The sequence below is a fragment of the Nesterenkonia sandarakina genome (assembly GCF_013410215.1).
GTDB lineage: Bacteria > Actinomycetota > Actinomycetes > Actinomycetales > Micrococcaceae > Nesterenkonia > Nesterenkonia sandarakina.
The window spans coordinates 2,804,346-2,827,297 of the sequence record NZ_JACCFQ010000001.1 but is presented as its reverse complement, the minus strand read 5'-3'; the positions used below and the strand labels follow the sequence as shown (position 1 = coordinate 2,827,297).

Sequence of the window (22,952 nt, the reverse complement as noted above, 5' to 3'; positions counted from 1 at the left end):
CCGAATCTGAGCCTTCCGAGATCAGAAGATTGGTAACGTACCTGCTGTGACCCAGATGAGCCTCGAATCCACGAACCCGGCGCTGGCCGCCCAGCGCAACGACGCAAGCTTCGAGTCGCTCTGGGAAGAGCTGAACTGGCGCGGGCTGGTCCACGTCTCCACCGACGCAGCCGGCCTGGAGCAGGCGCTCGCGGGAGAACCGATCGTCTACTACTGCGGCTTCGATCCCACCGCCGCCTCGCTGCACCTGGGTCACCTGGTGCAGCTGCTGACCATGCGCCGGATCCAGCTGGCAGGGCACAAGCCGCTGGCCCTGGTGGGCGGATCCACCGGGCTGATCGGGGACCCCCGGCCCTCCAGCGAACGCACCCTGAATACCCCCGAGGTCGTCGCCGGCTGGGTGGACTCGCTGCAGCAGCAGATCAAGCACTACATCTCCTTCGACGGAGAGAGCGCCGCCACCATGGTCAACAACCTGGACTGGACGCAGGGCGTGACGGCGATCGAGTTCCTGCGCGACATCGGAAAGTACTTCCGAGTCGGGACCATGCTGAAGAAGGACATCGTCGCCAAGCGGCTGAACTCCGAGGAGGGCATCTCCTACACCGAGTTCAGCTACCAGATCCTGCAGGGCTTCGACTACCTGCAGCTCTTCCGCCAGTACAGCTGCACTCTGCAGTTCGGCGGTTCCGATCAGTGGGGGAACCTGACATCGGGCACCGAGCTGGTCCGCCGTGCAGAGGGGGCCCAGGTGCACGCACTCGGGACGCCGCTCATCACCAACTCGGATGGGACGAAGTTCGGCAAGTCTGAGGGCAACGCCATCTGGCTCGACGCGCAGCTGTGCTCCCCCTACGCCTTCTACCAGTTCTGGCTCAACCAGTCCGATGCCGATGTGATCGACCGGCTGAAGGTCTTCACCTTCCGCACCCGCGAGGAGATCGCGGAGTTGGAGCGCTCAGTCCAGGACGCCCCCTTCAAGCGCGAAGCCCAGCGGGCACTGGCCTGGGATGTGACCTCACTGGTGCACGGGGAAGCGGCAACGACCAAGGTCATTGAAGCTTCCGGTGCGATCTTCGGCAAGGGCGAGCTCGAGGAGATCGACGAGCCCACGCTGCATGCGGTGGCCTCGGAGCTTCCGCACGCCAGCATCCCAGCACAGGAGGCGACCGCGGTGCGCCTGTTGGTGGACACCGGCCTGGTGAAGTCCAACGGCGAGGCTCGCCGGGCGATCAGCGACGGCGGCGCCTACGTCAACAACCAGAAGATCACCGACCCCGATGCCCTCGTGGCGGACTCGGTCTGGCTGCACGAGAAGTTCCTGCTGGTCCGTCGCGGGAAGAAGAACCTCGCGCTGGTCCATCGGGGCTGAGCTCCTCGAGCTCAGCAAACCCCCAGTTCGCGGGGATCCAGGGGTGTGACCGAGGTCGCAGCGGATCTGGTTTGCGCGCTGGTCTGGGGTGTGTGTAAAGTTCTATCTCGTGCTCACGGGGCACAGCGGAAAGCCGAGAGGCGGACCGGCTGGAACTCGGAGCGGATTTGATAACCACATAGCTTCACCCCACCAGTGAGTTCCTCGCTGCGGCGGCCTGGGTTTTCGGACCAATCAGGCCCCACACCAGCGAAGGGAAACCACTGATCAGGGGGTTCTCGTTCTACTGTTTTTATGGTGTTCATCTGGTGTTGACCTCGAGTTGACGCCAGCGAGGATCACGACGTAGAGTTGAGAACCGCGCAGACGACGAGCAGCACGGTCTGGCAGACAGCGAATCTTCGCTGCAGCCGCGTGGTGCTGATCATGTCAGTCAAATACGGTGGAAACACCGAATTGACGATGCGGAAGCTTGTTGGTAAGCTTACAAAGTTGCTTCGGAGCGATTCAGGAAAACAACAGTCCTGATGGTGCCGGTAGCGGTTGTTGTTTGAGAACTCAATAGTGTGCCAAGTTTGTTGATACCAAATTATTTATTTGGTTATAACAGTGACATTACCACCCCCGTGGTAGTGATCGCAAATTTAGCCAAGGATTCATTAAACAGGTGTCTGTGGCTGGTGATGAACGGATCGTGAGGGCCTTGTTTTTCTGGCAGGGTCTGGTCTGTTTGTTGTTAGTTGTGGATGCTTTCTCTTATTAATTTTTTAATGGAGAGTTTGATCCTGGCTCAGGATGAACGCTGGCGGCGTGCTTAACACATGCAAGTCGAACGATGAAGACCGTGCTTGCACGGTTGGATTAGTGGCGAACGGGTGAGTATCACGTGAGTAACCTTCCCTTAACTCTGGGATAAGCCCGGGAAACTGGGTCTAATACCGGATACGACCAGTCCTCGCATGGGGTGCTGGTGGAAAGATTTATCGGTTTTGGATGGACTCGCGGCCTATCAGCTTGTTGGTGAGGTAATGGCTCACCAAGGCGATGACGGGTAGCCGGCCTGAGAGGGTGACCGGCCACACTGGGACTGAGACACGGCCCAGACTCCTACGGGAGGCAGCAGTGGGGAATATTGCACAATGGGCGAAAGCCTGATGCAGCGACGCCGCGTGCGGGATGACGGCCTTCGGGTTGTAAACCGCTTTCAGCAGGGAAGAAGCGAAAGTGACGGTACCTGCAGAAGAAGCGCCGGCTAACTACGTGCCAGCAGCCGCGGTAATACGTAGGGCGCGAGCGTTATCCGGAATTATTGGGCGTAAAGAGCTCGTAGGCGGTTTGTCACGTCTGCTGTGAAAGCCCGGGGCTCAACCCCGGGTGTGCAGTGGGTACGGGCAGACTAGAGTGCAGTAGGGGAGACTGGAATTCCTGGTGTAGCGGTGAAATGCGCAGATATCAGGAGGAACACCGATGGCGAAGGCAGGTCTCTGGGCTGTTACTGACGCTGAGGAGCGAAAGCATGGGGAGCGAACAGGATTAGATACCCTGGTAGTCCATGCCGTAAACGTTGGGCACTAGGTGTGGGGAACATTCCACGTTTTCCGCGCCGTAGCTAACGCATTAAGTGCCCCGCCTGGGGAGTACGGCCGCAAGGCTAAAACTCAAAGGAATTGACGGGGGCCCGCACAAGCGGCGGAGCATGCGGATTAATTCGATGCAACGCGAAGAACCTTACCAAGGCTTGACATGGACCGGACCGCTGCAGAGATGCAGTTTCCCTTCGGGGTCGGTTCACAGGTGGTGCATGGTTGTCGTCAGCTCGTGTCGTGAGATGTTGGGTTAAGTCCCGCAACGAGCGCAACCCCTATCCTATGTTGCCAGCACGTCATGGTGGGGACTCATGGGAGACTGCCGGGGTCAACTCGGAGGAAGGTGGGGACGACGTCAAATCATCATGCCCCTTATGTCTTGGGCTTCACGCATGCTACAATGGCCGGTACAATGGGTTGCGATACTGTGAGGTGGAGCTAATCCCTAAAAGCCGGTCTCAGTTCGGATCGAAGTCTGCAACTCGACTTCGTGAAGTTGGAGTCGCTAGTAATCGCAGATCAGCAACGCTGCGGTGAATACGTTCCCGGGCCTTGTACACACCGCCCGTCAAGTCACGAAAGTGGGTAACACCCGAAGCCGGTGGCCTAACCCTTGTGGGGGGAGCCGTCGAAGGTGGGACTCGCGATTGGGACTAAGTCGTAACAAGGTAGCCGTACCGGAAGGTGCGGCTGGATCACCTCCTTTCTAAGGAGCTGGACCCGAGTCGGGTCCGCCACTTGATGTCACCGTTCGTGTGACTGGTGGTTTGCTCAAGGGTGGAATATCAACGAATCGTCATCATGGTCTTGGCGCTGGTTTCTCCGGTACGCCTGATCCTCACCTTGTGTGGGGTTCGGGTTGGGAAGAGAGTCAGTGCCTGGTGGTCATGGTGCTTGGCACACTGTTGGGTCCTGAGACAACAATGGTTGTTTCATGATCTGGCCCTCGGCTTCAGGTAGCCGGCCCCGTCAGTGGGGTTGGTGATGGTGGTGGGGGTTGTTGTTTGGGAACTGCATAGTGGACGCGAGCATCTTTGTTCTTAATTGAACGAAAGTACTCGAATCATGCTGATCACGCCGTGTGGTGTGGTCAGTGTTTTTTGTGTCAATTTTTAGTCGAGCACTTAATGTTGTGAGTGTCATCGCAGCTACTGTGATGATGGTCGTAAGTGTTTTAGGGCGCATGGTGAATGCCTTGGTAGTAGGAGCCGATGAAGGACGTGGGAATCTGCGATAAGCCTGGTGGAGTTGATAACCGAGCGTTGATACCAGGATTTCCGAATGGGGAAACCCCGCATGCTGTTGTGGTGTGTGACCACCGGTTGAATGTATAGACCGGTTGGAGGGAACGTCGGGAAGTGAAACATCTCAGTACCGACAGGAAGAGAAAACAATGTAGTGATTCTGTGAGTAGTGGCGAGCGAAAGCGGATGGGGCTAAACCGGTTGCGTGTGATACCTGGTAGGGGTTGCGTGGCCGGGGTTGTGGGACATCTCGTTGAGGATCTACCAGTCCTTGGGGTTGAGGTGCGGGCGTATAGACGAAGAAGGTTGAGTCCTTCGCCGTAGAGGGTGTGAGTCCCGTAGTCGTAATGCGTTCCGCCGGCCTGTAGATGTATCCCGAGTAGCACGAGGCTCGAGGAATCTTGTGTGAATCAGCCAGGACCACCTGGTAAGCCTAAATACTACCTACTAACCGATAGTGAATCAGTACCGTGAGGGAATGGTGAAAAGTACCCCGGGAGGGGAGTGAAATAGTACCTGAAACCATGTGCCTACAATCCGTCAAAGCATCCTTGAGGGGTGTGATGGCGTGCCTTTTGAAGAATGAGCCTGCGAGTTAGTGCTCAGTGGCGAGGTTAACCCGTGTGGGGAAGCCGTAGCGAAAGCGAGTCTGAATAGGGCGTTTTTAGTCGCTGGGTCTAGACCCGAAGCGGAGTGATCTACCCATGGCCAGGTTGAAGCGCGTGTAAGAGCGCGTGGAGGACCGAACCCACCTAGGTTGAAAACTGGGGGGATGAGCTGTGGGTAGGGGTGAAAGGCCAATCAAACTCCGTGATAGCTGGTTCTCCCCGAAATGCATTTAGGTGCAGCGTTGCGTGTTTCTTGCCGGAGGTAGAGCTACTGGATGGCCGATGGGCCCTACAAGGTTACTGACGTCAGCTAAACTCCGAATGCCGGTCAAGTCAGAGCGCAGCAGTGAGACTGTGGGGGATAAGCTTCATGGTCGAGAGGGAAACAGCCCAGACCACCAGTTAAGGTCCCTAAGCGTGTGCTAAGTGGGAAAGGATGTGGAGTTGCTTAGACAACCAGGAGGTTGGCTTAGAAGCAGCCACCCTTGAAAGAGTGCGTAATAGCTCACTGGTCAAGTGATTCCGCGCCGACAATTTAGCGGGGCTCAAGCACACCACCGAAACTGTGGCATTTAGTCCCTTGAGGATTAGATGGGTAGGGGAGCGTCGAACACTGCGGTGAAGCAGCAGCGTAAGCTCGTCTGTGGAGTGTGTTCGAGTGAGAATGCAGGCATGAGTAGCGAAAGACACGTGAGAAACGTGTCCGCCGAATGACTAAGGGTTCCAGGGTCAAGCTAATCTGCCCTGGGTTAGTCGGGACCTAAGGCGAGGCCGACAGGCGTAGTCGATGGACAACGGGTTGATATTCCCGTACCGGTATAAGACCGCCCATGGTGAACTGGTGATACTAACTGCCCGAATCGTGCTAGAGCGGTCCCCTTGTGGGATCGACGTGTACGAGGAGCGCAGGACCTGAACCGGGGAGCCAAGCGTATTAACAGGTGTGACGCAGGAAGGTAGCTGAGCCCAGCGATGGTTGTCTGGGTCTAAGAGTGTAGCCCGAGTCCTAGGCAAATCCGGGACTCGTTATAAGGGTGAGACTTGATGGGACTCCACTATGTGGGGGATTCAGTGATCCTATGCTGCCAAGAAAAGCATCGGCGCGAGGGCTTGTACCGCCCGTACCCATAACCGACACAGGTGGTCAGGTAGAGAATACTAAGGCGATCGAGAGAACCACGGTTAAGGAACTCGGCAAAATACCCCCGTAACTTCGGGAGAAGGGGGACCACCCTGGTGATCCAGGCTTGCTTTGGTGAGCTGGTGGTGGTCGCAGAGACCAGGGGGAAGCGACTGTTTACTAAAAACACAGGTCCGTGCGAAGTCGTAAGACGATGTATACGGACTGACTCCTGCCCGGTGCTGGAAGGTTAAGAGGAAGGGTTAGTCCTTGTGGCGAAGCTCTGAATTTAAGCCCCAGTAAACGGCGGTGGTAACTATAACCATCCTAAGGTAGCGAAATTCCTTGTCGGGTAAGTTCCGACCTGCACGAATGGAGTAACGACTTCCCCGCTGTCTCAACCGTGGACTCGGCGAAATTGCACTACGAGTAAAGATGCTCGTTACGCGCAGCAGGACGGAAAGACCCCGAGACCTTTACTATAGCTTGGTATTGGTGTTTGACATCACTTGTGTAGGATAGGTGGGAGACTGTGAAGCGGCCACGCTAGTGGTTGTGGAGTCATCGTTGAAATACCACTCTGGTGTTGTTAGGCATCTAACTTCGGGCCCTGATCGGGTCCAGGGACAGTGCCTGGTGGGTAGTTTAACTGGGGCGGTTGCCTCCTAAAGAGTAACGGAGGCGCCCAAAGGTTCCCTCAGCCTGGTTGGCAATCAGGTGTCGAGTGTAAGTGCACAAGGGAGCTTGACTGTGAGAGCGGCAGCTCGAGCAGGAACGAAAGTTGGGACTAGTGATCCGGCGGCACCGTGTGGAAGGGCCGTCGCTCAACGGATAAAAGGTACCTCGGGGATAACAGGCTGATCCTGCCCAAGAGTCCATATCGACGGCATGGTTTGGCACCTCGATGTCGGCTCGTCGCATCCTGGGGCTGGAGTTGGTCCCAAGGGTTGGGCTGTTCGCCCATTAAAGCGGTACGCGAGCTGGGTTTAGAACGTCGTGAGACAGTTCGGTCCCTATCCGCTGCGCGCGCAGGAGATTTGAGAAGGTCTGTCCTTAGTACGAGAGGACCGGGACGGACGAACCTCTGGTGTGTCAGTTGTACTGCCAAGTGCACCGCTGATTAGCTACGTTCGGGATGGATAACCGCTGAAAGCATCTAAGTGGGAAGCCGGCTTCAAGATAAGATCTCCGTCACCTTTAAGGTGTGAAGGCTCCCAGCTAGACTACTGGGTTGATAGGCCAGATGTGGAAGCGCAGCAATGCGTGAAGCTGACTGGTACTAATAAGCCGATCACTTACACCACACTTATCAAGTGTGCTCGGTGAGTTTCATTAGAACACTGCGTGTTCGCGTCCACTAGGCGGTTCTCTGCCAACAACCCCACAACACCACCGCGCCCTCTCTTTTTGAGGGGCCTGTTGGTGGTGGTGTGGGTCAGGTCAGACCCCCATGTGTGCTGGTTCCTCGAGTGTTCGAGGGGCTGGTGGTGTGGGGGATAAGTGAAGAGTGTTGTTGTGAGTTTAGGTTTACAGCACCGGTGAGTACCCCACCACAAGAGCCCAGATGTTTGGGGTGTGTGGTGGTGTGGGAAAACAGTCATGGTGTTGTTCTAGAGTTACGGCGGTCATAGCGTGGGGGAAACGCCCGGTCCCATCCCGAACCCGGAAGCTAAGGCCCACTGCGCCGATGGTACTGCACACTGGAGTGTGTGGGAGAGTAGGTCGCCGCCGGACACTATTTAGTAAAGAGGGTTCAAGCCCGGTCCCCTGCGGGGGTCCGGGCTTGACCTGTATCCGGATACTTTTCCCGGATTTACCACGGCTTTGAGCCCGTCTCTCTGGCGCCCGGGCTTCCTGCGGCGCGGTTCACACAGCAGCGGGTGCCGTCATGTCCGCCAGGACGCTCATCGACACCGAAGCGGTATCCTGAGACGACCCTGCGCACGTCTTCTAAGGAGAACCAGAAAACCCATGCACGAAGAGTCCTACGGCGACCGTCCACGGCCTGCACGCAATCCGCGTGACCTCCGCCGCTCCAACAGCGACGATCGCATGCGGTCTCCCGAGATCGATGAAGATGTCACCGGCAAGGAACTGGATCGAGCAGCGCTGCTGCAGCTGCGCACCCTGGATGACACGAACCGCCCCTGGGTGGCGAAGCACCTGGTGATGGCGGGTCGCCTCGTCGACATCGCCCCGGAGATCGCGTTTCAGCATGCTCTGGCCGCGTCGCGTCGCGGCGGTCGACTTGGAATCGTCCGGGAGGCTGTGGGCCTGACCGCCTATGCGGCCGGAGACTTCGCGGAGGCGCTGCGGGAGCTGCGCACCTACCGGCGGATCAGCGGGGATCAGACCCACCTGCCCGTCCTGGCCGACTGTGAGCGTGGTCTCGGCCGGCCGGAGAAGGCCATCGAGCTGTCCCAGTCTGAAGAGGTCGCGGCACTCACCGGTCCGGTCCGCGCCGAGATGGCGATGGTCGTCTCCGGTGCCTACTCCGACCTCGGGGATCATGCCTCTGCACTCTCCGCACTGGAGGTCCCAGAGCTGGACATCAACCGCGCCTTCAGCTTCTCACCACGGCTGTTCACCGCCTACGCCGCCTCCCTGGAGACCGTCGGCCGTGAAGAGGAGGCGCAGCGTTGGCGCGAGCAGGCCTTCGCCGCTGAACGCGCGCTGGGCTCCGGCGCCTTCGAGGACCCCGAGATCTTCGACTTCGATGACGAACCGGCAGACCTGCCCAAGGTCAAGGACGTCCTGGGACACGGCAAGGGCCGAGGCCAGGGCCGTGAGCAGGGCCGTGACGGTGACCGACGTCGCGGGGGCCGTCCATGAGCGTGAGTCTCCTGGACTCCTACGACGGCGTGCTCTTCGACCTTGACGGGGTCCTCTACGCCGGTCCACACGCCATCCCCGGAGCTGCCCAGGCGGTTGAGGAGCTGGTGCAGCGCGGTGTTCGGCGCGGCTATGTCACCAACAACGCCTCACGCTCCGCCGAGCAGGTGGCGGCGCACCTGACCGAGCTCGGCATCCCGGCACGCACCGAAGAGGTCTTCGGATCTGCCCCCGCCGGGGTCAGCCTGCTCGGAGGCGCACTGCAGCCCGGAGCTGCGGTATTGGTCACCGGCAGCGGGTATCTGCGCACACTGGTGGAGCAGGCCGGTTTCCGGGTCGTGGACTCGGCAGCCGAAGAACCTGCAGCCGTGATCCAGGGCTTCGACCCGGCGCTGGGGTGGTCTGACCTTGCCGAGACGGCCTACGCCGTGAACAACGGCGCCCAGTGGTTCGCCACCAACCTCGACCTCAGCATCCCCCGAGAACACGGCATCGCCCCCGGCAACGGCGCTCTGGTGGAAGCGGTGGGACGCGCCACCGGGACGTCCCCCGTGGCGGCGGGAAAACCGGAGCCGGTCATGTTCACCCAGGCTGCGGCCGCCCTGCAGATGCAGAACCCGCTGGTCATCGGAGACCGCCTGGACACCGATGTGCTCGGTGGCAACCGGGCCGGGTTCGACACCGCACTGGTGCTGACCGGGATCGACACCGAGACCACCGCGCGGGAAGCGGAGGGCTCGATGCGACCGGACTGGATCCTGACGGACCTGAAACGGCTCTTCGACGGAACTCACCACGCGCTGCAGGAGCACACCGACACATGAGCGCAGAGCAGCACCGGCAGGGCGCGCTCCCTGAGCCCGCACCAGCCGAAGACACGCCGGCTGAAGACACACCAGCCAAAGACACACCGGCTGGGCACGAGCCGCATCAGCCGAGCTCAGGTTCCGCGCAGCTCAGCGTCGCCGAGCTGGAATCCGAGATCGCCCACGCCGAGACGCTCGTCCAAGAACTCAACCAGCGGCTGAAACGAACCGCTGATGAGTCACGATGAGTGACTCGCTGCGACTGGACAAGGCCATGGTCGCCCGCGGACTGGTCCCCAGTCGCACCCGCGCTGCCCAGCTGATCACTCAGGGTCAGGTCAGCGTGGAGGGCAAGGTCGTGGTGCGCGCCTCCACGTCCGTGGCGCAAGGGCAGCACATCGTGGTGTCCGGGCAGGACCACTGGGTCAGTCGCTCCGCGCACAAGCTCGATGGTGCCCTGACCTCATCCCCGCAGATCCAGGTGCAAGGGCGACGCTGCCTGGACGCGGGAGCCTCCACCGGGGGGTTCACCCAGGTGCTCCTGGAACGAGGCGCAGACAGCGTGGTCGCCGTCGACGTCGGCCATGACCAGCTGCACCCCTCCCTGGCCGCTGATCCGAGGGTGCACAACCACGAAGGGCTGAACCTGCGCCATCTCCGGCCAGGTGAGCTCGGCGAGACCTTCGACCTGATCGTCGCAGACCTCTCCTTCATCTCCCTGCGCCTGGTGCTGGCACCGCTGGCCGGGCAGGCCGCGGATGACGCCGATCTGCTGCTCATGGTCAAGCCCCAGTTCGAAGTGGGCCGGGAACGACTCGGCCGCACCGGCGTGGTCTCCAGCCCGATGCAGCGCCGCGAGGCCGTGGAAGGGGTCCTCCTGGCAGCCCAGGAGCTGCACCTGCAGCTGATCGACGTCCACCGCTCCGGGCTGCCCGGCCAGGACGGGAACGTGGAGTTCTTCCTTCACCTGCGCCGCAGCGAACATGCTCTCTCCACCGGCGCCGAAGCAGAGAAGCTCAGGAGCGATAGGCTGGGGTCGGTCGAGTTCGACTGAAGGAGGCTCCATGACCAGAGAGATCCTGCTGCTTGCGCATACGGGTCGGCGTGACGCCGTGGACGCGGCTGTCACCGTGGCACACCGGCTGCACAGCGCCGGCCTGCGCCCCGTGATGCTGGAGCGGGACATCGCCTCCTTGAGCCATGTCATCGGAGAGCGGATGCGCGACATCCCGCTGGGGGTGGCCGAACGTGACGTCCCGCTGTCCAGGTGCGAGGTCGGGATGGTGCTCGGCGGTGACGGGTCCATCCTGCGCGCCGCGGACCTGGTGCGGGGTGCGGGACTTCCGCTGATGGGGGTCAACCTGGGCCACGTCGGGTTCCTCGCCGAGTCGGAGCGCACTGAGCTCGACGCCTCGGTGCAATGGGTGGTGGATCAGAACTACACCGTGGAGCGCCGCATGGCCCTGGACGTGCAGGTCTGGCACGCCGGACGCCACGTCGGCAGCAGCTGGGCGCTCAACGAGGCCAGCATCGAGAAGCAGTCCCGGGAACGCATGATCGATCTGATCATCGAGATCGACGGCCGGCCCGTCTCCGCCTTCGGCTGCGACGGCGTCGTCATGGCCACGCCGACGGGCTCCACTGCCTATGCATTCTCCGCCGGCGGACCGGTGGTCTGGCCAGAGGTCCAAGCATTGGTGATGGTGCCGATCTCCGCCCACGCCCTCTTCTCCCGGCCGCTGGTCGCGGATCCGGACTCGATCATGGCCGTGGAGGTGCTCCAGCGCGAGGACGAACAGGGCGTGCTCTGGTGCGACGGCCGACGCTTCATGGAGCTGCCCCCGGGCTCCCGGGTGGAGGTCACCCGCTCCGCCGAGCCAGTTCTGCTCGCCCGAGTCCACCAGACCCCCTTCTCGGAACGACTCGTGGACAAGTTCAACCTGCCGACCACCGGTTGGCGCGGACCCGTAGACCCCGCCAACCAGGTCGAGAGCTCCGAGACGGTCCACCAAGGGGAGGCATCACAGCGGTGATCGATTACGTCACCATCAGCGATCTCGGCGTGATCGAACACGCCGAGCTGCCACTGGACGCCGGACTCAACGTGGTCACCGGCGAGACCGGCGCTGGCAAGACCATGGTGGTCACCGCGCTGGGGCTGCTGCTGGGTGCCCGCGCGGAAGCCACGGCGATCCGCTCCGGCGCCCCGCAGGCCGTGGTCGACGCCGGACTCACCGTGCCGGCCGGACACCGCTGCGTGCAGCTGGCCCGGGAGGCCGGGGCGTGGCTGGAGACCCCTGCGGCCACGGGTTCGGCGGACCCGGAGCAGGTCGCCGCGGACTCCGACGCCTCCTCCGGCGCAGATCAGCCGCAGGCCCCCGGCGCAGATCAGCCGGAAACAGCTGGCGAGGTCGAGGTGCTGCTGGGCCGCACGCTCAGCGCCAAGGGCCGCAGCCGGGCCAGCGTGAGCGGACGCAATGTCCCGATCGCGCTGCTGGGTGAGATCGGCAGCTCCCTGGTCACCGTGCACGGACAGAGTGACCAGCTGCGGCTGCGCTCAGCCACCGCTCAGCGGCGGTCCCTGGACCGCTACGCCGGTGCCGAGTTCGGCACTGCGCTGGCTGCGTACCGGGAGCAGTTCACCGGCTACCAGGCCAAGGTCGCCGAGCTCGAGGAGATCACCAGCAACGAACGCGAACGACTCCGGGAAGCCGAGCAGCTCCAGCTCGCACTGGAGCAGATCGACGCGGTGGAACCCCTGCCGGGGGAGGACCACGAGCTCAAGACGGAGTCCCTGAAGCTGGAGAACGTGGAATCCCTGCGCGAGGCCGCTCGCGCCGCCCAGCTCGCGCTCTCCGGCCCCGACGCCGCCGAGGCGCTGGATGACGTCCCGCACGCGGTCGCCCTGGTCGAATCCGCCGCCACCGCGCTCTCCGCCGTGCAGGAGGAGGACCGGGAGCTCGGTGAGATCGCGGAACAGATCTCCTCGGTCTCCAGCCTGCTCAACGACGCCGCCTCAGAACTGGGGATCTACGCGGCGCACCTGGATGAATCCGGCCCGGAACGTCTGGCCGCGGTGCATCAGCGACGGGCGGACCTGGAGCGGCTGATCCGGCTCTACGGCCCAGACATCGACGCCGTGCTGGCCTGGGCCGCAGATGCCCGCGCCCGGCTGCACAACCTGCAGTCCGACACCGACCGGATCGAGGAGCTCAGCGCGGAGATCGATCAGCTGCACACCCAGCTCTGGGCCGAGGCCGAAGAGCTGCGTCGTCGTCGTCTTGAGGCGGGGGAGCGGCTCGGTGCCGCCGTCGGGGAGGAGCTCGCCGCACTGGCCATGCCGCGCGCCCGGATGGTCATCGAGGTCACCGCGACCCCCGAGCTGGGGCCCGAGGGTGCCGACGCCGTGGCGATGCTGCTGGCCCCGCATCCTGGCTCCGACCCGCTGCCGCTGGGCAAGGGAGCCTCCGGCGGTGAGCTCTCCCGGGTGATGCTGGCCCTGGAGGTGGTCCTCGCCGAGGGCTCGGACACCGAGACCTTCATCTTCGACGAGGTCGACGCCGGGGTCGGCGGCAAGGCCGCCGTGCAGATCGGACGCCGGCTGGCGATGCTGGCCAAACATCGCCAGGTGATCGTGGTCACCCACCTGCCCCAGGTCGCGGCCTACGCGCAGAACCACATCCGGGTGTTCAAGGCCTCGGTGCACGACGATTCCACCTCCGGCGGCTTCACCGCCTCCGATGTCACCGCTCTGGACCAGGAGCAGCGGGTCAGCGAGCTGGCCCGGATGCTCGCCGGCCAGGAAGACTCAGAATCCGCCCGCGCCCACGCCCGCGAGCTCATCAGCGGCGCGGCTGCGCCGTAGCTCACGTCCAGGGCACTACATCCAGCTCCCGTTCACTGTTAGGATCGAACTCCGTGGTGCAGAGAAACAGTTCCAGGAACCAGAACAGCCTCCCTACTAGTCGACAGATCTTTGTCACAGGGGGTGTGGTCTCCTCCCTCGGCAAGGGTCTGACCGCCTCCTCGCTGGGGCATCTGCTCCGAGCCCGTGGCCTCTCGGTGGTCATGCAGAAGCTGGATCCCTACCTCAATGTGGATCCCGGCACGATGAACCCGTTCCAGCACGGAGAGGTCTTCGTCACCGAAGACGGCGCCGAGACGGACCTGGACATCGGGCACTATGAGCGCTTCCTCGATGAGAATCTCGACGGGCTCAACAATGTGACCACCGGTCAGATCTATTCCTCCGTCATCGAGAAGGAACGCCGCGGCGACTACCTCGGCGACACCGTCCAGGTGATCCCGCACATCACCAACGAGATCAAGCGCCGGATGCGGCTGCCCGCCGAGGGCAAGGACGCCCCCGACGTGATCATCACCGAGATCGGCGGCACGGTCGGTGACATCGAGTCCCAGCCCTTCCTGGAGGCGGCGCGCCAGGTCCGCCAGGACATCGGCCGGCAGAACGTGTTCTTCCTCCACGTCTCGCTGGTGCCCTACATCGGGCCCAGCCAGGAGCTGAAGACCAAGCCCACCCAGCACTCCGTGGCGGCGCTGCGCTCGATCGGCATCCAGCCCGACGGGATCGTGCTGCGCAGCGACCGAGAGCTGCCCGCCGAGATCCGCGGCAAGATCTCCCGGATGTGCGACGTGGCCGAAGACGCGGTCATCAACTGCGCCGACGCCCCGAGCATCTACGACATCCCCCGGATCCTGCACCGCCAGGCGATCGACGCCTATGTGGTCCAGGCCCTGGACCTGAAGTTCAAGGACGTGGACTGGTCGAAGTGGTCCAAGCTGCTCAACGTGGTCCACCACCCCGATCACGAGGTCGAGGTGGCGCTGGTCGGCAAGTACATCGACCTGCCCGACGCCTACCTCTCGGTCACCGAGGCGCTGCGCGCAGGTGGATTCGCGCACAGCGCCAAGACCAAGATCCGCTGGGTCGCCTCTGACCTGTGCGCCTCTGAAGAGGGTGCGGCCAAGGCCCTGGAGGGCGTGGACGCGATCTGCGTCCCCGGCGGCTTCGGCGTGCGCGGACTGGACGGCAAGATCGGCGCGCTGCGCCACGCCCGGGTCCACGGCATCCCCGCGCTGGGCCTGTGCCTGGGTCTGCAGACCATGGTCATCGAATACGCCCGCAACGTGTTGGGCATGAGCGAGGCCAGCTCCACCGAGTTCGATCCGGAGACCGCCTACCCGGTGATCGCCACCATGGCCGAGCAGGAGGCCATCGTGGAGGGCGCCGGGGATCTGGGCGGGACCATGCGCCTGGGCTCCTACGAGGCGAAGCTGACCGAGGGCTCCGTGGTCGCCGAGACCTACGGCAGCACCGAGATCACCGAACGCCACCGGCACCGCTACGAGGTAAACAACACCTACCGGGAACAGCTCACCGAGGCGGGTCTGGTCTTCTCCGGCACCTCCCCGGACGGCACCCTGGTGGAGTTCGTGGAGCTGCCCAGGCAGACGCATCCCTACTACGTCTCCACCCAGGCGCACCCCGAGCTGAAGTCCCGTCCGACCAACGCGCACCCGCTCTTCGCCGGGCTGATCCGCGCCGGGCTGGACCGGCAGCTCGCCCAGGGCGGACGCGGCTAGAGTCATGGCCACCCAGGGCGGCACCCCCGCTCCTGAGCAGGCACGGGAACGGCACCTCCAGCGACGCGCGGAGGTGCCGTCCTCGTCAGTAGGCCCAGAGATCGAGGACTACCTCACCCACCTGCGGATCGAGCGCGGGTCCGCGGCGAACACGCTGAGCTCCTACCGCAACGACCTGCTGCGCTACGGCGCGTTCCTGCTCGAGCGTGGGATCACCGAGCTGCGCACCATCGACGAGACCCTGATCGCAGACTTCCTGCACCGACTGAGCACCGGCGACGACGGCGGCTCGGCCCTGTCCCAACGGTCGATGGCCCGAGTGCTGGCCTCCGTGCGCGGCGCCCACCGCTACTGGGCGGGGGAGGGCCGGACCACCCATGACCCGGCCAAACATGTGGCCGCCCCCAAGCCCCGCCAGTCCCTGCCCAAGGCGCTCAGCGTGGACGAGGTGCAGCGTCTGCTCGATGCCCCCAGCCGCGACACCGAGCTGGGCCGCCGCGACCGGGCGCTGCTGGAGTTCCTCTACGCCACCGGGGCACGGATCACCGAGGCGGTGAGCCTGGACGTCGACGACATCCACGAGATCCGTGCCGCCCCGGTCGGGGACAGTGCGACGACGACGCCGGGCGCAGCCGCGGTGGTGTCGGGCGAGGCCGCTGATCCGGACTCATCAGCAGGCTCCAGCGGGGCGGACGGGCTGGTGATCGTGCGGGTGACCGGCAAGGGAAACAAGCAGCGGATGGTCCCGGTGGGGCGCTACGCGCAGCGGGCGATCAACGACTATCTCACCGCCGGCCGGCCGGGCCTTGCCGCGAAGATCGGGCGCCGCGCGCCGTCGCCCGGGCTGTTCTTGAACAAGCTCGGCGGCCGGCTCTCCCGGCAGTCGGCCTGGACCGTGCTGCAGACCCACGCCGCCGCCGCGGAGATCACCCAGGAGGTCTCTCCCCATACGCTGCGCCACTCCTGCGCGACCCACCTGCTCGAAGGAGGCGCCGGGATCCGGCTGGTCCAAGAGATGCTCGGCCACGCCTCGGTGACCACCACCCAGATCTACACCAAGGTCACCGCGGAGGCGCTGCAGGAGAGCTACGCCATCGCCCACCCGCGCGCCCGCTGAGCGGGCCCTCCTGGGCCCGCTTCCGCTGAGTCCCCGCCCGCTGAGCGGTCTCCCACGGGACCGCCCCCATCCCTGGGTCGCAAACGGGCGGAATTCCGGCTGCTGCGTGCGCCATTCCACCTGTTCGCGCCCCACGGATGCGGAGCCGGCCATGAACTCAGGCCAAGCCTCAGAGGTGGCGCTCCTCCGGGCCGTTATAGGCGCTCAGCGGGCGGATCAGCGCGTTGTTCGCGCGCTGCTCGGCGATATGCGCCGTCCAGCCTGTGATCCGGGCGGCGATGAACAGCGGGGTGAACATCTCGGTGTCGAAGCCCATCAGGTGGTAGGTCGGCCCGGCGGGGTAGTCCAGGTTGGGCAGGATGTTCTTCGCCTCACCCATCGCGGCCTCGAGGCCGTCGTAGAGGCCCATCAGCTCGCCGCGGCCGTAGTAGTCGACCATCGCGTCCAGGGCCTGCTTCATGGTGGGCACCCGGGAGTCACCGGACTTATAGACCCGGTGCCCGAAGCCCATCACCTTGCGCTTCTCCGCCAGGGCCTGTTCCATCCAGGCCTTGGCCCGGGCCGCGGCCTCCTCCCGGGTCTCGTCCGGGTCGATGCCGATCTCCTCGAAGGTATGCATCACCGCCTCATTGGCGCCGCCGTGCAGCGGGCCCTTCAGCGCGCCGATCGCGGCGGTGACGGCTGAGTGCAGATCCGCCAGCGTGGAGGTCACCACTCGTGCGGTGAAGGTGGAGGCGTTGAAGGAATGCTCGGCGTAGAGCACCATCGAGACCCGGAAGGCGTCGACCACCTCCTCGGGGGCCTCCTCGCCGAAGGTCATCCAGAGGAAGTTCTGCGAGTAGTCCAGATCCTCCCGCGGCTCGACGAGCTGAAGCTGACGACGTCGGCGCTGGTCATAGGCGACCACGGCCGGGAACGCGGCGAAGAGCTCCTTGGCCTTGGTCAGCTCCGCCTCCGGGGATGAGTCCTCGGAGAGCGGATGGTTCGCACCCAGGACCGAGACCGCGGTGCGCCCCACGTCCATCGGGTGACAGTCCAGGGGCAGCAGGTCGATCGCTGACTTCACCCGAGGATCCAGCGCCCGGTGCGAGCGTTCGAAGGCGCGGAACTCCTCCTTCTGCGCCGCATCGGGGAGCTCCCCGTTCCAGAGCAGCAGCGCCACCTCCTCGAAGGCCAGCTCCGCGGCGAGCTGCTGGACCGGGTATCCCCGGTAGAGCAGCGAGTTGGATTCGGGGTTCACCTTCGAGACGGCGGTGTGATCAGCGACCACACCCGCCAGGCCCTTGTGGATCTCTTCGGTCATCAGTGACCTCCTTGGGGTCATTGCAGGGTGTTCAGTGCTTGGTGCCGTGGGCGTCCGGGACGTCGAAGTTGAAGATCCCGGTGTCGAAGGCGTTGTACCCCTCGTAGTCCACCAATTCGTAGAGCCGTGCCCGGGTCATCATCTGATCCACCGCCGCCTGCTGGGAACCTTCAGCGGCCAAGACGTCCAGGGTGCGTTCGATCGCGCCCATCGCGGTGCGCAGCGAGGTCACCGGGTAGATCACCATCGCCACACCGGTCTCGGCCAGCTCGGACCGGGTGAACAGCGGAGACTTCCCGAACTCGGTCATGTTCGCGAGCACCGGGACATCCACCGCCGCACAGACCGCGGCGAACTCGCCGAGGTCCTTCATGGCCTCCGGGAAGATCGCATCGGCCCCGGCGTCGACCAGGGCCTTGGCCCGGTCGATCGCAGCGTCGAGACCCTCGACGGCGCGCAGATCGGTGCGCGCCATGATCAGGAAGTTCTCGTCGCGGCGTCCGCGGGCGGCAGCGGCGACTCGCTGGGTCGCGGTCTGCAGGTCCACCAGGTTCTTCCCGTCCAGGTGTCCGCAGCGCTTGGGATTGAACTGATCCTCGATGTGGCAGCCCGCCAGCCCGGCGTCCTCAAGCTCCTGGACCGAGCGGGCCACGTTCATCGGTTCCCCGAATCCGGTGTCGGCGTCGACCAGGGCCGGGAGGTTCGTGGCGCGGGCGATCTGACCGGCCCGCTGGGCGACCTCGCTGAGCGTGGTCAGTCCGATGTCGGGCAGGCCCAGTTCATTGGCCAGCACCGCACCGGAGATGTAGATGCCGTCGAAGCCCTTCTGCTCGATCAGGGGCGCCGAGAGCGGGGTGAAGGTGCCCGGGAACTGGCGCGCCGCCCCGGGGGTGAGCATGGCGCGCAGGTCGATCCGCTTCTGCGCCGGGGTGATGGTGGAGTACAACATGGCCTAGAACAGTCCCTTCGGTCCGGCGGAGGGGTGGATGACCCCGGTGGCCGCGAGGATGTTGAGCTGATCCAGCTCACCCGCGGCGAGCGTCTCGAGGCTCTCCACGGCGCCCAGGAATCGTGCGATCTCGGCCTCGGCGATCACTGGTTCTGCCAGGGTGCGGAACTTGGCGATGTACTGTTCCCGCGCGAAGGGCCGCGCGCCCAGCGGGTGGGCATCGGCGACGGCGATCTCATCGGTGATCACCTCACCGTTGCGCAGCCGGATCTCCACGGATCCGCCAAAGGCCTTCTCCGCGATATCGGTGGAGTGATACCGCCGGGTCCACTCCGGGTCCTCCTCGGTGGTGACCTTGTGCCACAGGGCCACGGTGTCCTCGCGCTGGGCGCGCTCCGGGGTGTAGGAGTCCACGTGGTGCCAGGCGCCGTCCTGCAGCGCGACGGTGAAGATATACGGGATGGAGTGATCCAGCGTCTCCCGCGACGCGGTGGGATCGTATTTCTGCGGGTCGTTCGCTCCGGATCCGATCACATAGTGCGTGTGGTGGCTGGTGCGGATCAGCACCGACTCCACCTGGGCCGGATCGGTGGCCTCGGGGTGGGCGTGGTGCAGCCGGCGGGCGAGGTCGATCCAGGCCTGCGCCTGGTACTCCGCGGAGTGCTCCTTGGTGTAGGTGTCCAGGATCGCGCGCTTGGACTCCCCGCGCTCGGGCAGCGGGACCTGGTAGGAGGCCTCCGGCCCGTCGAGCAGCCAGGCGATGACCCCGTCCTCGCCCTCGTAGATCGGCACCGGAGAGGTCTGACCGCGCATCGCCCGGTCCACCGCCTCGACCGCCATCTTCGCGGCGAAGGCCGGGGCGTGGGCCTTCCAGGTGGAGATCTCGCCCTTGCGGGACTGGCGGGTGGCGGTGGTGGTGTGCAGCGCCTGGCCCAAGGCCTGGAAGATCGTCTCGGCGTCGAGGTTCAGCAGGGTGCCGATGCCGGCGGCGGCGGAGGGCCCGAGGTGGGCGACATGGTCGATCTTGTGCTTGTGCAGCGAGATCGCCTTCACCAGGTCCACCTGGATCTCGTAGCCGGTGGCGATCCCGCGGATCAGCTCCGCACCGGAGGCGCCGGTGTGCTGGGCCACGGCGAGGACGGCGGGGATGTTGTCTCCGGGGTGGGAGTACTCGGCGGCCAGGAAGGTGTCGTGGTAGTCCAGTTCACGGACTGCGACGCCGTTGGCCCATGCCGCCCACTCGGGGCTGGACTTGGTCTCGATGCCGAAGATGGAGGCTCCGGAGCCGTTGGCAGAGACCGAGTGGTCCAACGCCTGGGCGCGGGCGGCGATGATCGGGGCGCGGTTCAGCGAGGCCACCGCCACGGAGGCGTTGTCGATGATCCGGTTGATCACCATCTCGGTGACCTCGGGGTCGACCTCCACCGGGTCGACGGCGACCTGGGCGATCTTCCAGGCGAGCTGGTCGGCCCGGGAAAGGTTCTCGTCGCTGCGGTAGACCCGGACGTGGTGGGAGATCATGCTGGTGGTTCCTCTCGATTCGGCGTCAGGATTCGGTGCTGCTGGGTGACGGCAGGGGGGCCGTCTCGTGCTGGGCGGTGATGTAGGCGAGGCTGCGGCGCAGGTGGATCAGCATCGCGGCCCCAGCGGTCTCGGCATCCCCCGAGGCGATGGCGGTGCAGACCTCCAGGTGCTCGCGGGCTGAGGCGGCGAGCCGCTCGGGCTCGTGCTGGGCCAGCCGGCGGGCGCGGACCAGGTGGGCGCGCATGCTGCGCAGGGTGTGGCTCAGATAGGGATTGTCCACAGCCTCAGAGACTGCCTCGTCGAGCTCCTCGGTGAGCTCATAGTAGAGCTTGTCCTCCTCGGTGTGATCCCGGTCTCGGGGGCGCGCGCGCAGGTCCTTCTCTGCGGCGGCGAAGCGTTCCGCGAGGGCGGTGAAGCGCGCCGGGTCCCCGCGCTCGGCGGCGAGGCGGGCAGATTGGACCTCCAGCGGGAGGCGCAGCTCGAAGAGCAGATCCACGTCGGTCGTGGAGATCGAGCTGACCACCGTGCCGCGCCCTTTGGCCTGGTCAGCGAGCCCGTCCGCGATCAGCCGGGACAGCGCCTCGCGCAGCGGCGTGCGAGAGAGGCCGAGCCGTTCGGCCTGGTCGACCTCACCGAGCAGGGTCCCCGGGGTCAGCTCCCCGTCAAGGATCTCCTGCCGCAGAGTGGTGTAGGCACGATCGCTGGCACGCATACCCCGAGTGTATACAGCGCAGGGGCTTCTGTGCAGTCATCTGGCGCAGAAACCCGAAAGATCCACGATTCTGTATACAGAGGGGTTTACCTGCTGTGATTCAGCTCATACCCTGGATGTTGTCACGCATCCCCGCCGATGAGCAGGAGCACTCCCATGACCGGTCCGTCCTACCGCGAGCTGCACGCACGTTCATTGGCTCAGCGTGAAGAGTTCTGGCTCGCCGCCGCGGAGCAGGTCCATTGGGACCGGGAGCCCCTGCGAGCGCTCGATGACTCAGCGGCACCGATATACCGCTGGTTCCCCGAGGCGGAGCTGAACCTGAGCTACAACTGTCTGGACCGCCATGTGCAGGCCGGGCGTGGCGATCAGACCGCGCTGATCTATGACTCCGCGGTCACCGGAACCGTGCGCAGCTACAGCTACACCGAGCTGACCCACGAGGTGGCCCAGTGCGCCGGGATGCTCCGTGAGCTGGGGGTGGCGGCGGGGGACCGGGTCATCATCTACCTGCCGATGATCCCGCAGGCACCCATCGCGATGCTCGCCTGCGCGCGGATCGGGGCGGTGCACTCCGTGGTCTTCGGCGGATTCGCCGCGAAGGAGCTGGCCTCCCGGATCGACGACGCCTCGCCCGACGTCGTGCTGACCGCCAGCGGAGGGATCGAGCCCACCCGCAAGGTGGAGTACCTGCCCACCGTGGACGAGGCGCTGCGCCTGGCCTCCCACCAGGTCCGGCACGTGGTGGTCCAGGCCCGCGAGGGCTTCGCGCACAGCCGCGAGGAGTTCGCGGCCGGCTGGAACGCGAGCGCAAGCACCAGCTCAAACACCGACCCGAACACCGGCTCGAACACCGACGCCAGCGTCGATTCTCCCGCGCACTGGCACGACTGGGCCGGGCTGGCCGCCCGGGCCGAACCCGCCGCGCCGGTCGCGGTGCGTGCCACCGACCCGCTCTACATCCTCTACACCTCCGGGACCACCGGTCGGCCCAAGGGCGTGGTCCGGGATCAGGGAGGCACCGCCGTCGCGCTGACCTGGTCGATGCAGGCCATCTACGACGTCGGCCCGGGGGAGACCATGCTCACCGCCTCCGACGTCGGATGGGTGGTCGGGCACTCGTTCATCGTCTATGGGCCGCTTCTGGTTGGGGCCACCACGGTGCTCTACGAGGGCAAGCCGGTGGGCACCCCCGATGCCGGCGCGTTCTGGCGGATGATCCAGCAGCACCGGATCACCGCGCTGTTCACCGCTCCCACCGCCCTGCGCGCGATCCGCAAGACCGACCCGGAGGCGGCCCTGGTGGCCGACTATGACATCTCCTCGCTGCGTCATCTCTATGCTGCGGGGGAGCGGCTGGACCCGGTCACCCAGGGCTGGATCACCGATGCGCTGGGAGTCCCGGTGATCGACAACTGGTGGCAGACCGAGACCGGCTGGCCGATCGCGGCGAATCCGGTCGGGATCGAGGCGCTGCCGGTGAAGGAAGGCTCCGCCACCGTCCCGATGGCCGGCTACGACGTGGTGATCCTCGACGCCGCCGGGGAGGAGCTCCCGGCGGGGCAGGAGGGCAACATCGCGCTGCGCCTGCCCATGCCCCCGGGCACCCTGCCCACCCTGTGGGGAGATGACCAGCGCTACATCGACTCCTACCTCGCCGCCTTCCCCGGCTTCTACACCACCGGGGACTCCGGGTACCTGGATGCCGACGGCTACCTCTTCGTCATGGGTCGCACCGATGACGTGATCAACGTGGCTGGACACCGGCTCTCGGCCGGCGCCATCGAAGCGGTCGTGGCCTCCCATCCCGCGGTGGCCGAATGCGCGGTGATCGGGCTGCAGGACGAGCTCAAAGGGCAGCGCGCCTCCGGGTTCGTGGTGCTCAAGTCCGGCCGCACCGATGACCCCAAGACGCTGCAGTCCGAGCTGACCGAGCTGGTGCGTCGAGACATCGGACCGGTGGCCGACTTCAAGACGGTGGCGGTGGTCGCCGCGCTGCCGAAGACCCGTTCGGGCAAGATCCTGCGCAAGACGATGCGCCAGATCGCCGACGGCGAGCAGGCGCGGGTGCCTTCCACCATCGAGGACGCCTCGGTGCTGGAGGACCTGATCCCGGTGCTGCGCCCCCGGCGGTAGGCTTATCGGCGGCGCTCGACCGTGCGTCGAAGAAGTCCC

At 64.8% G+C, this 22,952-nt stretch carries 14 protein-coding genes and 3 rRNA genes; 13 read left to right on the top strand and 4 right to left on the bottom strand.

Features of this window, described 5'->3' with window-relative positions; all coding sequences use genetic code 11:
- Nucleotides 1–55: 55 nt before the first annotated feature.
- The 12 genes from tyrS (at nt 56) to HNR11_RS12835 (ending at nt 16,289) form a co-directional block, all read left to right on the top strand.
- On the top strand, nt 56–1,372 hold the full coding sequence (tyrS, locus tag HNR11_RS12890; protein WP_179443021.1) for a tyrosine--tRNA ligase: 1,317 nt from the start codon (nt 56–58) through the stop codon (nt 1,370–1,372).
- 767 nt (nt 1,373–2,139) lie between these two features.
- Nucleotides 2,140–3,664 (top strand): 16S ribosomal RNA (locus HNR11_RS12885).
- Nucleotides 3,665–4,121: 457 nt separating this feature from the next.
- A 23S ribosomal RNA gene (locus HNR11_RS12880) occupies nt 4,122–7,233 on the top strand.
- Nucleotides 7,234–7,547: 314 nt separating this feature from the next.
- Nucleotides 7,548–7,664, top strand: a 5S ribosomal RNA gene (rrf, locus tag HNR11_RS12875).
- The 16S, 23S and 5S rRNA genes sit together here, the layout of an rRNA operon.
- 237 nt (nt 7,665–7,901) lie before the next feature.
- Nucleotides 7,902–8,762 (top strand): tetratricopeptide repeat protein, encoded by an 861-nt coding sequence (locus HNR11_RS12870; protein WP_179442702.1) that lies wholly within the window; start codon nt 7,902–7,904, stop codon nt 8,760–8,762.
- Nucleotides 8,759–9,586, top strand: a complete 828-nt coding sequence (locus HNR11_RS12865) for an HAD-IIA family hydrolase (RefSeq protein WP_179442701.1) — start codon at nt 8,759–8,761, stop codon at nt 9,584–9,586. Before HNR11_RS12870 ends, HNR11_RS12865 begins: the two co-directional genes overlap by 4 nt.
- Complete coding sequence (locus tag HNR11_RS12860) at nt 9,583–9,816, top strand: hypothetical protein (RefSeq protein WP_179442700.1); 234 nt, start codon at nt 9,583–9,585, stop codon at nt 9,814–9,816. Before HNR11_RS12865 ends, HNR11_RS12860 begins: the two co-directional genes overlap by 4 nt.
- Nucleotides 9,813–10,622, top strand: coding sequence for a TlyA family RNA methyltransferase (locus HNR11_RS12855; protein WP_179442699.1), 810 nt, complete (start codon nt 9,813–9,815; stop codon nt 10,620–10,622). The genes HNR11_RS12860 and HNR11_RS12855 overlap by 4 nt, the downstream gene beginning before the upstream one ends.
- Nucleotides 10,623–10,632: 10 nt before the next feature.
- Nucleotides 10,633–11,601 carry an NAD kinase gene (locus HNR11_RS12850; protein WP_083504887.1) on the top strand — a complete coding sequence of 323 codons (969 nt, stop codon included), beginning with the start codon at nt 10,633–10,635 and terminating at the stop codon, nt 11,599–11,601.
- Nucleotides 11,598–13,433: a DNA repair protein RecN gene (gene recN / locus HNR11_RS12845; RefSeq protein WP_179442698.1), complete on the top strand. Its 1,836-nt coding sequence runs from the start codon at nt 11,598–11,600 to the stop codon at nt 13,431–13,433. The genes HNR11_RS12850 and recN overlap by 4 nt, the downstream gene beginning before the upstream one ends.
- Before the next feature lie 35 nt (nt 13,434–13,468).
- Nucleotides 13,469–15,172, top strand: a complete 1,704-nt coding sequence (gene pyrG, locus HNR11_RS12840; protein WP_179443020.1) for a CTP synthase — start codon at nt 13,469–13,471, stop codon at nt 15,170–15,172.
- A 4-nt stretch (nt 15,173–15,176) separates the two neighbouring features.
- Entirely contained in the window at nt 15,177–16,289 is a 1,113-nt protein-coding gene (locus HNR11_RS12835) for a site-specific tyrosine recombinase XerD (RefSeq protein ID WP_179442697.1), read from the top strand.
- A gap of 169 nt (nt 16,290–16,458) precedes the next feature.
- Here the strand turns inward: HNR11_RS12835 and HNR11_RS12830 are convergent, their stop codons facing one another.
- From HNR11_RS12830 to HNR11_RS12815, 4 genes are read right to left on the bottom strand one after another with little or no spacing between them, the layout of a single operon-like run.
- Complete coding sequence (locus tag HNR11_RS12830; protein ID WP_179442696.1) at nt 16,459–17,592, bottom strand: bifunctional 2-methylcitrate synthase/citrate synthase; 1,134 nt, start codon at nt 17,590–17,592, stop codon at nt 16,459–16,461.
- 31 nt (nt 17,593–17,623) lie between these two features.
- Nucleotides 17,624–18,541 carry a methylisocitrate lyase gene (gene prpB / locus HNR11_RS12825; RefSeq protein WP_179442695.1) on the bottom strand — a complete coding sequence of 306 codons (918 nt, stop codon included), beginning with the start codon at nt 18,539–18,541 and terminating at the stop codon, nt 17,624–17,626.
- A 3-nt stretch (nt 18,542–18,544) separates the two neighbouring features.
- Complete coding sequence (locus HNR11_RS12820) at nt 18,545–20,062, bottom strand: MmgE/PrpD family protein (RefSeq protein WP_179442694.1); 1,518 nt, start codon at nt 20,060–20,062, stop codon at nt 18,545–18,547.
- Between the two features lie 25 nt (nt 20,063–20,087).
- The gene (locus HNR11_RS12815; protein WP_179442693.1) at nt 20,088–20,777 is read right to left on the bottom strand and encodes a GntR family transcriptional regulator; all 690 of its coding nucleotides are present in this window, start codon (nt 20,775–20,777) and stop codon (nt 20,088–20,090) included.
- Nucleotides 20,778–20,933: 156 nt separating this feature from the next.
- On the opposite strand from HNR11_RS12815, the gene HNR11_RS12810 reads away from it, so the two are divergent.
- Entirely contained in the window at nt 20,934–22,913 is a 1,980-nt protein-coding gene (locus HNR11_RS12810) for an AMP-binding protein (RefSeq protein WP_179442692.1), read from the top strand.
- Nucleotides 22,914–22,952 lie beyond the last annotated feature (39 nt).

Excerpts from the sequence above, each read along its gene's own strand:
- HNR11_RS12835 (WP_179442697.1), top strand. The coding sequence starts at position 15,177 with ATGGCCACCCAGGGCGGCACCCCCGCTCCTGAGCAGGCACGGGAACGG.
- HNR11_RS12810 (WP_179442692.1), top strand. The coding sequence starts at position 20,934 with ATGACCGGTCCGTCCTACCGCGAGCTGCACGCACGTTCATTGGCTCAG.
- tyrS (WP_179443021.1), top strand. The coding sequence starts at position 56 with ATGAGCCTCGAATCCACGAACCCGGCGCTGGCCGCCCAGCGCAACGAC.
- HNR11_RS12865 (WP_179442701.1), top strand. The coding sequence starts at position 8,759 with ATGAGCGTGAGTCTCCTGGACTCCTACGACGGCGTGCTCTTCGACCTT.
- HNR11_RS12870 (WP_179442702.1), top strand. The coding sequence starts at position 7,902 with ATGCACGAAGAGTCCTACGGCGACCGTCCACGGCCTGCACGCAATCCG.
- prpB (WP_179442695.1), bottom strand. The coding sequence starts at position 18,541 with ATGTTGTACTCCACCATCACCCCGGCGCAGAAGCGGATCGACCTGCGC.
- HNR11_RS12860 (WP_179442700.1), top strand. The coding sequence starts at position 9,583 with ATGAGCGCAGAGCAGCACCGGCAGGGCGCGCTCCCTGAGCCCGCACCA.
- HNR11_RS12815 (WP_179442693.1), bottom strand. The coding sequence starts at position 20,777 with ATGCGTGCCAGCGATCGTGCCTACACCACTCTGCGGCAGGAGATCCTT.
- HNR11_RS12855 (WP_179442699.1), top strand. The coding sequence starts at position 9,813 with ATGAGTGACTCGCTGCGACTGGACAAGGCCATGGTCGCCCGCGGACTG.
- HNR11_RS12850 (WP_083504887.1), top strand. The coding sequence starts at position 10,633 with ATGACCAGAGAGATCCTGCTGCTTGCGCATACGGGTCGGCGTGACGCC.
- HNR11_RS12830 (WP_179442696.1), bottom strand. The coding sequence starts at position 17,592 with ATGACCGAAGAGATCCACAAGGGCCTGGCGGGTGTGGTCGCTGATCAC.
- HNR11_RS12820 (WP_179442694.1), bottom strand. The coding sequence starts at position 20,062 with ATGATCTCCCACCACGTCCGGGTCTACCGCAGCGACGAGAACCTTTCC.